The organism is Caulobacter segnis, assembly GCF_031454995.1.
GTDB classification, from domain to species: domain Bacteria; phylum Pseudomonadota; class Alphaproteobacteria; order Caulobacterales; family Caulobacteraceae; genus Caulobacter; species Caulobacter segnis_E.
The window spans coordinates 939,995-953,222 of record NZ_JAVDRV010000001.1 but is presented as its reverse complement, the minus strand read 5'-3'; the positions used below and the strand labels follow the sequence as shown (position 1 = coordinate 953,222).

At 69.3% G+C, this 13,228-nt stretch carries 17 protein-coding genes and 1 pseudogene; 13 read left to right on the top strand and 5 right to left on the bottom strand.

Features of this window, described 5'->3' with window-relative positions; translation table 11 throughout:
- Nucleotides 1–58: 58 nt before the first annotated feature.
- Genes J2728_RS04410 through J2728_RS04390 form a run of 5 tightly spaced genes read left to right on the top strand, consistent with a single transcriptional unit; the run spans nt 59 to nt 4,289 of the window.
- A complete protein-coding gene (locus J2728_RS04410) occupies nt 59–1,156 on the top strand; it encodes an MBL fold metallo-hydrolase (RefSeq protein WP_309996859.1) in 1,098 nt (365 codons plus the stop codon).
- 45 nt (nt 1,157–1,201) lie between these two features.
- Nucleotides 1,202–1,645 (top strand): MarR family winged helix-turn-helix transcriptional regulator, encoded by a 444-nt coding sequence (locus J2728_RS04405; protein ID WP_309996857.1) that lies wholly within the window; start codon nt 1,202–1,204, stop codon nt 1,643–1,645.
- Nucleotides 1,642–2,412 (top strand): enoyl-CoA hydratase, encoded by a 771-nt coding sequence (locus tag J2728_RS04400; protein ID WP_309996854.1) that lies wholly within the window; start codon nt 1,642–1,644, stop codon nt 2,410–2,412. Before J2728_RS04405 ends, J2728_RS04400 begins: the two co-directional genes overlap by 4 nt.
- Nucleotides 2,413–2,445: 33 nt before the next feature.
- Complete coding sequence (locus J2728_RS04395) at nt 2,446–3,417, top strand: SDR family NAD(P)-dependent oxidoreductase (protein WP_309996851.1); 972 nt, start codon at nt 2,446–2,448, stop codon at nt 3,415–3,417.
- 14 nt (nt 3,418–3,431) lie between these two features.
- Complete coding sequence (locus J2728_RS04390; RefSeq protein ID WP_309996849.1) at nt 3,432–4,289, top strand: SDR family oxidoreductase; 858 nt, start codon at nt 3,432–3,434, stop codon at nt 4,287–4,289.
- On the opposite strand, the gene J2728_RS04385 is transcribed toward J2728_RS04390, so the two are convergent.
- Entirely contained in the window at nt 4,286–4,648 is a 363-nt protein-coding gene (locus tag J2728_RS04385; protein WP_309996846.1) for a TfoX/Sxy family protein, read from the bottom strand. The two genes, J2728_RS04390 and J2728_RS04385, sit on opposite strands and share 4 nt — an antisense overlap.
- Here J2728_RS04385 and J2728_RS04380 point away from each other — a divergent pair.
- On the top strand, nt 4,623–5,114 hold the full coding sequence (locus J2728_RS04380) for a GNAT family N-acetyltransferase (RefSeq protein WP_309996843.1): 492 nt from the start codon (nt 4,623–4,625) through the stop codon (nt 5,112–5,114). The genes J2728_RS04385 and J2728_RS04380 overlap by 26 nt on opposite strands.
- A gap of 3 nt (nt 5,115–5,117) precedes the next feature.
- Here the strand turns inward: J2728_RS04380 and J2728_RS04375 are convergent, their stop codons facing one another.
- Nucleotides 5,118–6,377: an MFS transporter gene (locus tag J2728_RS04375; RefSeq protein WP_309996841.1), complete on the bottom strand. Its 1,260-nt coding sequence runs from the start codon at nt 6,375–6,377 to the stop codon at nt 5,118–5,120.
- A 137-nt stretch (nt 6,378–6,514) separates the two neighbouring features.
- On the opposite strand from J2728_RS04375, the pseudogene J2728_RS22240 reads away from it, so the two are divergent.
- The 6 genes and pseudogenes from J2728_RS22240 to J2728_RS04350 all read left to right on the top strand — a co-directional run bounded on the left by J2728_RS22240 (nt 6,515) and on the right by J2728_RS04350 (nt 10,387).
- A pseudogene (locus J2728_RS22240) lies at nt 6,515–6,556 on the top strand (hypothetical protein).
- 64 nt (nt 6,557–6,620) lie between these two features.
- Nucleotides 6,621–7,166, top strand: a complete 546-nt coding sequence (locus J2728_RS04370) for a GNAT family N-acetyltransferase (protein ID WP_309996839.1) — start codon at nt 6,621–6,623, stop codon at nt 7,164–7,166.
- Nucleotides 7,167–7,205: 39 nt separating this feature from the next.
- Nucleotides 7,206–7,778, top strand: coding sequence for a DUF1285 domain-containing protein (locus J2728_RS04365; RefSeq protein ID WP_309996836.1), 573 nt, complete (start codon nt 7,206–7,208; stop codon nt 7,776–7,778).
- Nucleotides 7,775–8,422 carry a CoA pyrophosphatase gene (locus J2728_RS04360; protein WP_309996835.1) on the top strand — a complete coding sequence of 216 codons (648 nt, stop codon included), beginning with the start codon at nt 7,775–7,777 and terminating at the stop codon, nt 8,420–8,422. Before J2728_RS04365 ends, J2728_RS04360 begins: the two co-directional genes overlap by 4 nt.
- Before the next feature lie 46 nt (nt 8,423–8,468).
- Complete coding sequence (locus J2728_RS04355) at nt 8,469–9,686, top strand: CCA tRNA nucleotidyltransferase (RefSeq protein ID WP_309997584.1); 1,218 nt, start codon at nt 8,469–8,471, stop codon at nt 9,684–9,686.
- 5 nt (nt 9,687–9,691) lie between these two features.
- A complete protein-coding gene (locus J2728_RS04350) occupies nt 9,692–10,387 on the top strand; it encodes a glutamine amidotransferase-related protein (RefSeq protein ID WP_309997582.1) in 696 nt (231 codons plus the stop codon).
- On the opposite strand, the gene hemF is transcribed toward J2728_RS04350, so the two are convergent.
- On the bottom strand, nt 10,388–11,275 hold the full coding sequence (hemF, locus tag J2728_RS04345) for an oxygen-dependent coproporphyrinogen oxidase (RefSeq protein ID WP_309996831.1): 888 nt from the start codon (nt 11,273–11,275) through the stop codon (nt 10,388–10,390).
- A 137-nt stretch (nt 11,276–11,412) separates the two neighbouring features.
- On the opposite strand from hemF, the gene J2728_RS04340 reads away from it, so the two are divergent.
- Nucleotides 11,413–12,702 (top strand): acetyl-CoA C-acyltransferase, encoded by a 1,290-nt coding sequence (locus J2728_RS04340; protein WP_309996828.1) that lies wholly within the window; start codon nt 11,413–11,415, stop codon nt 12,700–12,702.
- Nucleotides 12,703–12,714: 12 nt separating this feature from the next.
- On the opposite strand, the gene J2728_RS04335 is transcribed toward J2728_RS04340, so the two are convergent.
- Nucleotides 12,715–12,780, bottom strand: coding sequence for a hypothetical protein (locus tag J2728_RS04335; protein ID WP_106907273.1), 66 nt, complete (start codon nt 12,778–12,780; stop codon nt 12,715–12,717).
- A gap of 101 nt (nt 12,781–12,881) precedes the next feature.
- A complete protein-coding gene (locus J2728_RS04330; protein ID WP_309996825.1) occupies nt 12,882–13,208 on the bottom strand; it encodes a hypothetical protein in 327 nt (108 codons plus the stop codon).
- Between the last annotated feature and the right edge of the window lie 20 nt (nt 13,209–13,228).

Genomic DNA, 13,228 nt, shown 5'->3' with positions numbered 1-13,228 from the left:
TCCGACCTAGGCACGATCTTGACGGCCCTCGCGGGCAAAAAATGGGTTAGGGGACGGAATGCGCGACGGGTTCGAGGACGAGGCGGGCGAGGAGGCCGAGGCGCCAAAGAAGACGGCGCGCCTGGTCTATCCGTTCGAGACGGCGCCGGAGCAGGGCTCCGGCGAGGCGGTCGAGGTGGCGTCGGGCGTCCTGTGGCTGCGCATGCCGCTGGGTGGCTCTCTGCAGTTCATCAATGTCTGGGCGATCGAGGATGGCGAGGGTTGGGCGATCGTCGATACCGGCGTCCAGACCCGCGAGACCAGTCAGGCTTGGCGGAACGCCTTCGCCGGCGCCCTAGGGGGGCGGCCGATCACCCGGGTCATCGTCACCCACCTTCACCCCGACCATATCGGCCTGGCCGGCTGGATCACCCGCAAGTTCGACTGCCGCCTGTGGATGACGCGGCTGGAGTATTTCCAGTGCCGCATGCTGGTGGCGGACACCGGCCGCGAGGCGCCCGAGGACGGCGTGAAGTTCTTCCGCGCCGCCGGCTGGGACGAGGACGCCATCGAGAACTACAAGGCGCGCTTCGGCGGCTTCGGCAAGGCGATCTACGCCCTGCCCGACAGCTATCGCCGCCTGAGCGACGGCGAGAACTTCGAGATCGGCGGCCGGACCTGGACGGTCGTCACGGGACAGGGGCACTCGCCCGACCACGCCTGCCTCTGGTGCCCCGAGCTGAACATCCTGATCTCGGGCGACCAGGTGCTGCCGCGCATTTCGTCCAACGTCTCGGTGTTCCCCACCGAGCCGGACGCCGACCCGTTGAGCGACTGGCTGCGCTCCCTGGCCAAGGTCAAGGCGACGGTTCCCGACGATGTGATCGTCCTGCCCGCCCACAACGATCCGTTCGAAGGCCTGCACACCCGGATCGACGGTCTGATCTCCGGGCATGAGCGCGGACTGGCGCGCCTGGAGAAGAAGCTGGCCGAGCCCAAGCGCGTGGTCGACACCTTCGGCGCCCTGTTCGCCCGTCCGATCGGGCCGGACCTGCTGGGCATGGCCACGGGCGAGGCCTTGGCGCACCTCAACTGTCTGATCCGCCGCGGGCGTATCGGACGCGAGACGGACGGCGAGGGCGTCGCTTGGTACCGAGCGCTTTCTAGCGAAGCCTAGAAACGCGCGTTTGACATTTCGCGTGCGAAGTATGACGCTTGGCGCATGCCTGTCGCGCCGGACCGCCGCCTGATCTTCCTGCTCAACGCCGGTCATCGGCGCGTGCAGCGCTGGCTGGAGGTCAAGATGGCGGCCAACGGCGGCCTCACCGCCGCGCAGTCGGGCGTACTGTTTTTTCTGGGCGAGAAGGACGGCGCCCTGATCGGCGAGGCGGCGGACGCCCTGGACTTGGCCCCCTCGGCCATGACCGGCCTGATCGACCGCATGACCAAGGCCGAGCTGGTGGAGCGTCGAACCGACCCCAAGGACGGCCGGGCCATGCGCCTGCATCTGACCGACAAGGGGCGGGCGGCCCGGGAAGAGGCCAAGGCCGGTCTTCAGGGTATCAAGGCCCAGCTGGTCGAGGGCTTCACGAACGACGAAATCGATGTGGTCGCGCGCTGGCTGGCCAGTCTGCGGACCAAGTTCCCCAAGGGAGACGCGCTATGACCGAGCATGTGAAGGTCGAGATCGACGCGGGCGTGATGACGCTTACCCTGGCGCGGCCCGAGAAGAAGAACGCGCTTTCCAATGAGATGTACGGCGCCCTGGCCGACGGCCTGGAGCGGGCCGAGAAAGACCCCGCGATCCGGGTCGTGGTCTTCCAGGCCGACGGCGACAGCTTCACGGCCGGCAATGACCTGCAGGACTTCGCCGCCCAGGCGACCGGCGCCTTCACCGGCGAGCGTCACGTGTGGCGGTTCCTGAAGGCCCTGGCTCACGCGACGCGGCCCCTGGTCGCCGCCGTGCAGGGGCAGGCGGTCGGGGTCGGCACGACCATGCTGCTGCACTGCGACCTCGTCTATGTCGCGCCGGACGCGCGGCTGACCGTGCCGTTCGTCAATCTCGCCCTGGTGCCCGAAGCCGCTTCCAGCTGGCTGCTGCCCGCCCGCATCGGCCACGCCCGCGCCTACGCCATGTTCGCGCTGGGCGAGGCCGTGGACGGCGCGACGGCCGTGGCCTGGGGCATCGCCAACGCCGCGGTCGAGGCCCCCGACCTGCGAGCCAAGGCGCGGGTCGCCGCCGCCCAGCTGGCCAAGCGTCCGCTGGGCGCCCTGACCACCACCAAGCGCCTGATGCGCGACGCCGAAAAGATCGCCGCCCTGATGGACGTCGAGGGGGCCGAGTTCGCCGCCCGCCTCCAGACGGCCGAGGCCCGCGAAGCCTTCATGGCCTTCATGGAACGCAGACCCGCGGATTTCTCCAAAGTGGGCTAAGCTTGCCCAATACATAAGATCTGGGAGGATCGCATGGCGGATCGGATCACCTCGCCCTTCGGGGCCAAGTCGACGGCGCGCGAGGTGGTCGCGGGCCACGACCTCTCCGGCAAGGTGGCGATCGTCACCGGCGCGGCGACCGGCATCGGCGTCGAGACGGCCCGGGCCCTGGCCGACGCGGGCGCCGAGGTGATCATCGCCGCCCGCAAGCCAGAGCTGGGCGAGGAGATCGCCAACCAGATCAATGAAGAGGTCGGCATGAAGCGCGTCAGCTTCGGCATGCTGGACCTCTCCAGCCTGGAGGCCATCCGCCACTTCGCCCATCGCTGGGGCGACCGCCGCCTGAACCTGCTGATCAACAACGCCGGGGTCATGGCCTGCCCGCTGTCGCGCACGGTGGACGGGCTGGAGATGCAGATCGGCACGAACCACTTCGGCCATTTCCTGCTGTCGGTCCTCTTGGCCCCGAACCTAGTCGACGGCGCCGCGCATTCGGGCCACCGCTCGCGGCTGGTGTCGCTGTCCTCCATCGGCCATCGCCGCTCGCCGGTGAATTTCGAGGATCCGAATTACCTGACCCGCCCTTACGACAAGTGGGAGGCCTATGGTCAGGCCAAGACGGCCAATAGCCTGTTCGCGGTCGGCTTCGACAGACGGTTCAAGGACATGGGCGTCAACGCCAACGCCGTCATGCCGGGCGGGATCATGACCCCGCTGCAGCGCCACCTGCCGATTGAGGAGCAGCAGGCGCTGGGCTGGATCGACGAGAACGGCAAGCCGCGCGAGGGCTTCAAGACGACCGAGCAGGGCGCGGCCACCAGCGTCTGGGCCGCCGTCGGCGACGAACTGGAAGGGATCGGCGGGCTCTATCTCGAGGATTGCAATCAGGCCGTCCCGTGGAGCAAGGAGGCGCCGTGGGTCGGCGTCATGCCCCACGCCCTCGACCCCGAGGCCGCCGAGCGCCTGTGGGCCTTGTCGGTCGAGACCACCGGCGCCGGCGCCTGAAGCGGAGACAAGCCATGAGCCTCAAGGGCAAGACCCTGTTCGTCACCGGCGCCTCGCGCGGCATCGGCCTCGCCATTGCCCTGCGCGCCGCGCGCGACGGCGCCAATGTCGTGGTCGCCGCCAAGACCGCCGAGGCGCATCCGAAGCTGCCGGGCACCATCTACAGCGCCGCAGCCGAGATCGAGGCGGCGGGCGGCAAGGCCTTGCCGCTGGTCGTCGACGTCCGCGACGAGGCCAATGTTCAGGAGGCGGTCGAGAAGGCCGTCGCCACGTTCGGCGGGATCGACATCTGCGTGAACAACGCCTCGGCCATCTCGCTGACCGGGACGCTGTCGACCGACATGAAGCGCTACGACCTGATGCACCAGATCAATACGCGCGGCACGTTCCTGACCACCAAGACCTGCATTCCGTACCTGAAGAAGGCCGAGAACCCGCACGTCCTGATGCTGTCGCCGCCGCTGGACATGTCGCCCCGCTGGTTCGGGCCGCACGTGGCCTACACCATGGCCAAGTTCGGCATGTCGATGTGCGTGCTGGGCATGGCCGAGGAATTCAAGAGCGACGGCATCGCCTTCAACGCCCTGTGGCCGCGCACCGGCATCGCCACGGCCGCCATCCAGTTCGCCCTGGCCGGCGAGGAAGGCCTCCGCCACTGCCGCACGCCGGAGATCATGGCCGACGCGGCCCATGCGATCTTCAACAAGCCGGCGCGCGATTTCTCGGGCCAGTTCCTGATCGACGACACCTTCCTGTACGGTGAGGGCGTCCGCGACTTCGACCGCTACAAGGTCGATCCGGCAGCGACCCTGATGCCCGACTTCTTCGTGCCCGAGGACAGCATCCCGCCGCCCGGCGTGAAGATCGGCTAGCGCTTCTTACCGGCCGCCTTGCGGCCGGCGACCGCTAGCGACTTGCGCGCCCAGTCCAGCAGGGTGTCCTGGTCGTCGAGGGCCTCGGTGGGCGCGGTCCAGTAGCTCATCGGCTTGTCGGCGCCGAATGGGGCGAAGGCCTGGCAGCCAGCCGCCTCGAACTCGGGCCTCAGCGACTCGTCGGTCTTCAGGTAGAGGACGTCGTCGTCGATCAGGGCGAAGAACAGGCCGTTGGCGTAGATCCCGACGCCGCCGAACATCCGGCGGGCGGTGACCTGGCCCAGTGGCGCCAGTTGCTCCAGAACGAAGTCCCGATAGTCCGAAGAGACCGCCATGCCCGTTACCGCCAGCGTTTCCATTAGGCCCGCCACGCCCGCCGACGCGGCCCTGATCCATCAATTCATCCTCGATCTGGCGGACTATGAAAAGCTGCTCGACACGGTGCGGGCGACGCAAGGCGACACCGAGGCGGCGCTGTTTGGCGCCCAGCCGCGCGCCTTCGCCGACATCGCCGAGCTGGACGGCGAGCCGGTCGGCTTCGCCCTGTGGTTCTACAACTACTCGACCTTCGTCGGCCGCCACGGGATCTATCTGGAGGACCTGTTCGTGCGGCCGGCCGCGCGGGGCGCCGGCGCGGGCAAGGCGCTGCTGGCCAACCTCGCCAAGCGCTGCGTCGACGAGGGTCTGGGACGGCTTGAGTGGTCGGTCCTCGACTGGAACGCGCCGTCGATCGCGTTCTACGACAGCCTGGGCGCGGCTTCGATGGACGAGTGGATCATCCGCCGGATGACCGGCGAGGCGCTGCGGGAGTTGGCGGGCGTCTGACCGCTATTCTAGCCGGTCGGCCTTGCGCAGCTCGGGGAACAGGAAGGCCCAGATTCCGGTGACCGCCATGGCCCCGACGCCGCCGAACACCGCCGCGCCGACAGGGCCCAGCAGCCAGGCGGCGCCGCCGCTCTCGACCTCGCCCAACTCGTTGGAGGCGCTGATGAAGACGCCCGAGACCGCGGCGACACGGCCGCGCATGGCGTCGGGCGTCACGATCTGCACCAGGGTCTGGCGGACATAGACCGACAGCATGTCGGCGCCGCCCAGCACCGCCAGGGCCGCCACCGACAGCCACACCAGCTTGGACAGGCCGAAAACCACGGTCGCCAGGCCAAAGACGGCCACGCCCGCGAACATGATCTTGCCGGCGTTGCGCCGGATGGGCGTGGCCGCGAGATAGAGCCCGACCAGGGTGGCCCCGATGGCCGGCGAGGCGCGCAGCAGGCCAAAGCCGCCGGGGCCGATGTGCAGCACATCCTTGGCGAACACCGGCAGCAGCGCGGTCGCGCCGCCCAGGATCACCGCGAACAGGTCCAGCGAGATCGAGCCGAAGACGATCTTGTTGTTCCAGACGTAGGACAGACCCTCCTTGATCAGCTCCATGCGCGAACCGGGCTGCTGCTCGGGGCGAGTGGGCTTGCGGATCAGCAGGGCCAGGAGGGCGGCCGTCAGGTACAGGCCGAGCGATGCCCCGAAGGCCAGGGCTGGCGAGTGGATCAGCAGCAGGCCGCCCAGGGCCGGGCCGACGATCGAACCGGCCTGCCAGGACAGCGAGTTCCAGGCGATGGCGCGCGGCAGCAGCGGGCGGGGCACCAGCATCGGGCCCATGGCGCTGCTGGCGGGCGAGAGGAAGGCGCGGCTGGCGCCGAACACCACCGAGATGGCGAAGATCGGCCACAGCTGATGCGAACCCATCAAGGCCAGGACCAGAAGAACGCCGGCGCTGACGGCGTCGAGCGCCAGGGTCGCGGCGACGATCAGCTTGCGGGTCCGTCGGTCCGCCGTTTCACCGGCGACGAGGGTCAGCAGGAACAGGGGCAGGAACTGCGCCAGGCCGATCATGCTGACCATGAAGGCCGACTCGCCGACCGACTTGGTCATGCGGGCGATGGCGTAGACCTGCCAGCCCAAGGCCACCGACTGGATCTGAACGCCCAGGGTCGAGCTGAACCGCGCCACCCAGAACAGGAGGAAGTCACGCTCCCGCAACAAGGCGCGGGTAGAGGTGTCGGGGGCGGCGGCTGAGGCGGGGTCGGACATCGGGTCGCAACATAGGGCCAAGCTCCCGCGCCGCAACGTTATTGACCTGAGAAACACTTGGCCCTACAGCGCGCGCATCTTTTAGGAGCCTCGGGGCGTGGCGAAGCCGCGATCCGGACCACTGGGGAATGCTGGGCATGCGCCTGCGACGAATGCCGCGCGAACGCGCCACGATCTGAGCCTCTCCCCTCGCGCCTTCGCGTCGGGAGCCCCCCGACGTTCTTTCGCATTTCCCGAAGGCCGATGACCTCCGCTTCCCAGACCCTTCCCGTTCCGACCGCCTATCCGCCCCTGGTCCTCGAGACCCCGGCGATGGAGACGGCCGTCACCGCCCTGATCGACCGGGTGTTCGGCCCTGGCCGTTTCGCCAAATCGTCCGAGCGCCTGCGCGAGGGAAACGCGCTGCTGCCGGACTGCTCGTTCGTCGCCCTGCGCGATGGCCGGCCTGTCGGCTGCTGCCGCATGTGGCCGGTGACCATCGGCGGCGAGCCGGTCGCCTTTCTCGGACCGCTGGCGGTCGATCCCGACGAGCGTAGCGCGGGCCTGGGCCAAGCTCTGGTCGAGAGCGCCTGCGAGGCCGCCCGCGCCGCCGGTTGGCGCGCCGTGCTGCTGGTCGGCGATGGTCCCTATTTCGGCCGGATCGGCTTCACCAACGCCCATACGGCGGGCGTCGTGATGCCGGGCCCGGTGGATCAGCGGCGGGTGTTGCTGCTTCCCCTGAGGCAAGGTGGCGACGAGGGGCTCTCCGGTCCCGTCGCCGTCGCTCCGGGCCGACGCGCGACGTCATGATCGCTTGAGCCGGACGGCGGGACGGCCTAACTGATCGGTATGACCGACGCGCCCGCCAAGACTGGCCTGGAAGGCGTCGCCCAGGCCGCCAAGGACGCGGGGGCCTCCGGCGAACGCGGCCTGCCGCCGGTATGGCTGTGGAATCCCCCCCACTGCGGCGAGATCGACATCCACATCCGCAAGGACGGCGTCTGGTTCCACGAAGGAACGCCGATCGGCCGAGAGGCGCTGGTGCGCCTGTTCTCGACGGTGCTGCGGTTGGATCCCGACGGCTACCACCTGGTCACGCCCGTCGAGAAGATGAAGATCACGGTCGAGGACGCGCCATTCATCGCCACGCGGGTCGATCAGGAGGGCGAGGCCCTCGTGTTCCAGACCAATGTCGGCGACACGGTCGCCGCCGGTCCCGACAACGCCATCCGCGTCGAGATCGACCCGGACACGGGGGAGCCCCGCCCCTACGTCCACGTCCGCCGGGGCCTCGAAGCCCTGATCGCGCGCCCGGTCTTCTACGAGCTGGTCGAACTGGCGACGCCTAGGGACGGCGTCTGGGGCGTGACGTCGAACGGCGCCTTCTTCCCGATCGCGCCTCCGGGATCGGCGCCGGTATGACGCGAGACGAACGCCGCGCCTGGATCACCAGCCGCCTCGACCCGATCGAAGACTATGATCCCAGCCTCGCCAATCCGCTGCGCTCGGACTTCGACCTCAATCCAGGCCTGAAGTTCGACAATCCCCACGCGCTGCGTCCGGCCGCCGTGCTGGTCGGGCTGATCGAGCACGAGGAGGGCCTGACCGTCCTGCTCACGCGCCGCTCGGACACCCTGCGCAGCCACACCGGCCAGATCGCCTTCCCGGGCGGTCGCTGCGATCCCGGCGAGACGCCCTGGGTCACCGCTCTGCGCGAGGCCAACGAGGAGGTGGGCCTGGATCCGGCCTGCGTGACCTTGGCCGGCCTGCTGCACGGCTACCAGACCGTGACCGGTTTCCACGTGACGCCCGTCGTCGGCTTCATCGACCCGCGCGCCAAGTTCACGCCGAGCCCCGAAGAGGTGGCGGACGTCTTCGAGACGCCGTTCGACTTCCTGATGGACCCCGCCAACCATCAGCGCCAGTATCGCGAGGCGCCCGGCGGCCGGCGGCACTTCTACGCCATGCCGTGGAACGACCGGTTCATCTGGGGCGCGACGGCGGGCATGCTGCGGTCGCTGTACGAGCGGCTCCACGATGACGCGCCCGAGGCGCTGACGGGCTGAGGGAGAACAAGGCTTGAGCGGCGTATCGATCGGCGCGCCCCCCTGGATGGCGGCGTCCCAGACGCGGGCGGTGATCGCGGCCCTGGAGGCCAGGGGCGGCGCCGGCTGCGCGCGCTTTGTTGGCGGCTGCGTCCGCAACGCCCTGATGGGCAAACCCGTCGACGACATCGACATCGCCACCACCCTGACGCCCGACCAGACGATCGAGGCGATCGAGCAAGCGGGGCTGCGCGCCGTGCCCACCGGCGTCGAGCACGGCACCGTCACCGCGCTGTCGGGCGGCCGTCCCTTCGAGGTGACGACTCTGCGCCGCGATGTGGCCACGGACGGTCGCCGGGCGGTGGTGGCCTTCACCCTGGACTGGGCCGAGGACGCCCAGCGCCGCGATTTCCGCTTCAACGCGCTCTACGCCGACGCCGAGGGGACGGTGTTCGATCCCGTCGGCAAAGGCGTGGAGGACGCCCGCGCCGGCCGGGTGGTGTTCGTCGGCGATCCGATGACCCGCATCCGCGAGGACTATCTGCGGATCCTGCGCTTCTTCCGGTTCCAGGCCTGGTATGGCCGGCTCGAGCCGGACGCCGAGGCTCTGGCCGCCTGCGCGGCGCTGAAGGACATGCTGCTGGGCGGCACGGCCGAGCGGATCCAGAAGGAACTGATGAAGACGCTGGCCGCCGACGATCCGCGGCCGGCCTTCCGCCTGATGGCCGCCACCGGCGTCCTGGCGGCGATCCTGCCGACGGTGGAGTCGCTGGCCCGCTTCGACGCCCTGGTCGCCATCGAGACCGAGCAACTGTTCGAGACCGATCCCGTGCTGCGCCTGGCCGCCCTGACGCCCGACGATGGCGGCGCCAAGGCGCTGGCGGAGCGCCTGCGCCTGTCGAACACCGACCGCGACCGCATCGTCGCGGCCAAGACCGAAGGCCCGAAGATTGTCTCGTGGATGAGCCCCCGCGAGGCGCGTCGGGCGATCTACGCCCTGGGCCCGAGCACCTTCCGCGACCAGGTCAAGCTGGCCTGGGCCGGGGCGGAGCGGGCTTCCACCGCGCCGCAGTGGCGCGCGCTGCTGGCGCTCGCCGAGACCTGGACGCCCCCGACCCTGCCGCTGACCGGCGAGGAAATCATGAAGTCCGGCGTGCCCAAGGGGCCCATGGTCGGCAAGGTGATGCGCGAGGTCGAGCTCTGGTGGATCGACCAGGACTTCATCGAGGACAAGTTCAGCGTCATCGAACGCCTGAAGGCCGTCGCCCAGGGGATGGTCTATTGAACCGCCTGAGGATCGGCCTGCTCGAGACCGGCGAACCGCCGGGCGACCTGCTGGAGACGTTCGGCGGCTATGGCGCGATGTTCGAGGCGCTGCTGGGACCGGCCTACGTCTATCGCGCCTACGACGTCCAGAGGGGCGTGCTGCCGGAGCACCCTGGCGAGAACGACGCCTATGTCGTCACCGGCTCGGCGGCGGGCGTCTACGACGCGCTGCCATGGATCGAACCGCTGAAGGCCTTCCTGCGCCAGGCCAAGGGCGAGACGCCGCTGGTCGGCGTGTGTTTCGGCCACCAGATCATGGCCGAGGCGTTCGGCGGCAAGGTCGTGAAGTCCGACAAGGGGTGGGGCGTGGGGCTGCACGCCTATGAGGTGTCCGAACCCGCGCCATGGATGGACGGCGCGGCCGCCGTGGCCGTGCCCGCTTCCCACCAGGACCAGGTGATCGAGCCGCCGCCCGGCGCCCGCGTCCTGGCCGGCAGCGCCTTCACGCCCTACGGCATCCTCGCCTACGACGACGCCAAGGCGATCTCGATGCAGTTCCACCCGGAGTTCGATCCGGCCTACGCCAAGGCCCTGATCGAGGCGCGGCGCGGGACGCGCTTCAGCGAGGCCCAGGCCGACGCGGCGATCGCCACCCTGGATCAGGCCAACGATCGCGCCCGCATGGCCGAGTGGATCAATCGGTTCCTGGCGAGCGCCTGATCAGGGCCACTTCACCGCCGGCGGCATCGAGCTGAGGATCGACTCGACGTTGCCGCCGGTCTTGAGGCCGAAGGTCGTGCCGCGGTCGTAGAGCAGGTTGAACTCGACGTAGCGGCCGCGCTGAATGAGCTGCTGCTCGCGCTCGTCGGCGGTCCAGGTCTCGCCCATCCGGCGCCGCACCAGGGTCGGGTAGATCTCGAGGAACGCGCGGCCCACGTCCTGGGTGAAGGCGAAGTCGCGCTCCCAGTCGCCGCTGTCGTGGTGGTCATAGAAGATGCCGCCGACGCCGCGCGGCTCGTTGCGATGCGGCAGGAAGAAGTACTCGTCGCACCAGGCCTTGTACTTGGCGTGCCAGGCCGGATCGTACTTGTCGCAGGCCCGCTGGTAGGCGGCGTGGAAGTCGATGGCGTCGGGGAAGTCCTGCTGGCGCTGGTAGCCGAGCAGGGGCGTGAGGTCGCCGCCGCCGCCGAACCAGGTCTTGGTGGTCGCGATGAAGCGGGTGTTCATGTGTACGGCCGGCACGCGCGGATTGGTCATGTGCGCGATCAGGCTGATGCCGGTGGCGAAGAAGCGCGGGTCCTCGTCGGCGCCCGGCATGTTCTTGGCCATCTCGGGCGTGAAGGTGCCGTGCACTGTCGAGACGTGGACGCCGACCTTCTCGAACAGGCGGCCGTGCATCATGCCCATCACGCCGCCGCCGCCGGCCTCCCGGCTCCACGGCTTCTTCTCGAAGCGGCCGGGCGCGCCGGGATAGAGGTCCGCCGGCGCCTCGTCCTCCAGGCGCTCGAATTCGGCGCAGATCTGGTCGCGCAGGCTTTCGAACCACGCCCGGGCGCGGGCCTTCTTAGTGTCCAGGCTTTGGGCGTCGAGGTCTTGTTCGGTGCTCATGATCGCCGATTAAGCCGCTCGGCGCGCCCGTGCAAAGGGGTTGTGCGCGCTTCGACGTCCAAGGGGTGGCGAAATTCGACAAGAGCCGGAAGGCGATCCCATATAGGCGGGGTCCTTCCCGCTTCGGAGCTCTCCCCATGGTCGCCGCCTCCTCGTCCGCCAAGACATCCTCCGGCGTGTGGCTCGCGGCCGGCCTCCGCACACCCTTCGCCAAGGTCGACGGCGCCCTGGCCGGCCACGACGCGATCAGCCTGTCGGTCCCGGTGGTCAAGGCGATGCTGGCGAAGGCCAAGCCCGATTTCGCCGTCTGGGGCACGGTCATCCCGAACCTGACCTGGAGCAATCTGGCGCGCGAGGTGCTGCTGGACGCGGGCGGCGACCCGACCATTCCGGCCTTCTCGACGGTGATGGCCTGCTCGACCAGCATGATCGGCGCGATCGAGGCGGCCGGCATGGTCGACGGGCGCGGCCGCGACCTGGCCCTAGTCGGCGGCGTCGAGAGCATGAGCCGCGTGCAGCTGGGCCTGTCCGTCGCCCTCTCGGACTGGATCCGCAAGTTCCAGAACGCCAAGACCGGCCAGCAGCGCCTGGCGGCCCTGGGCGCGCTGAACCTGAAGGACGTGCGCCTGTTCATCCCCAAGGTGGTCAACCGGGTCACCGGCCTGTCGATGGGCGAGCACACCGAGATCACCGCGAAAGAGTGGAATCTCTCGCGCGCCGACCAGGACGCCATCGCCCTGGCCAGCCACCAGGGCGCGGTGAAGGGCTGGGAGAGCGGCTTCTTCGACGACCTGGTCATCCCGCTGGGCGAGGCGAAGCGCGACAGCATCCCGCGCAAGGACACCTCGCTGGAAAAGCTGGCCAAGCTGGGCCCCGCCTTCGACAAGACCAGCGGCAAGGGCACGCTGACGGCCGGCAACTCATCGCCCCTGACGGACGGCGCGGCGGCGGTCTGGGTGGGCTCGGCGGCCGGCATGGCCCGCCTGCCGGGAGAAACCCCGAAGGTGCGTCTGGTCGACTACGAGGTCACTTCGATCGACCTGCGCCACGAGGGGCTGCTGATGGCACCGGCCTATGGCGTGCCGCGCATGCTGGCGCGCAACGGCCTGACCTATGCGGACGTCGGTCTCTGGGAAATCCATGAGGCGTTCGCCGCCCAGGTGCTGTCGCACATCGCCGCGTGGGAGAGCGCCAGGTTCCTGAGCGACAAGGCCGGCGTGACCACGCCGATGGGCGCCTTCCCGCGAGAGCGGATGAACCCCAATGGCGGCAGCCTCGCGCTGGGCCATCCGTTCGGCGCCACCGGCGCGCGGATCATCAGTCAGACGGTGAAGGAGTTGGCCGCCCGTCCGAAGGGCGAGCGCGCCATCGTCAGCATCTGCGCCGACGGCGGTCAGGGCACCATGATGCTGCTGGAGAGCGCCTAGTCTGACGGCGCGTCAGGTCAGGGCCGTGAAGATCAGGGCCACGACGGCGACGTCGAAGATGCGGATGGCGAGAGACAGCATGACGGGCTCGCGGCGATGAGTGCGCGAGAGACCAAGCAAGTTCCACGCCAAGGTGGTCGCCGACGGGCGCTAACGGCCGAAACGACCGTGTCGCGGCGCTAGATGTTGGTTTTCTTGATCAGGCCGGCCTTGGGGCGGCGATCGGCGGGGCCGGAATATTCCGTACCGAGATAGGTCGATCTGGCCGCGTTGAGCACTTCCTGCCCACCGCGAAGGCCTCGCTTTTGGCCGACCTGGCCCATCAGGTGGGCGGCGAAGGCGGCGAAGCCTTCGCGACGCGGCGGCTTCGGGGCGGCTTGCTCGTCCTCGTCTTCGTTCGTCGGGACGACGTCCTCTTCTTCCTCATGATGGCCAGCGTCGCGCGGCGCGGGCAGGGCGCGTCGCGTGAGACCTGGGCGTCGAATGGGATCGATCGGGCCGTTCATGCCGGTGACGGTAGGGACGA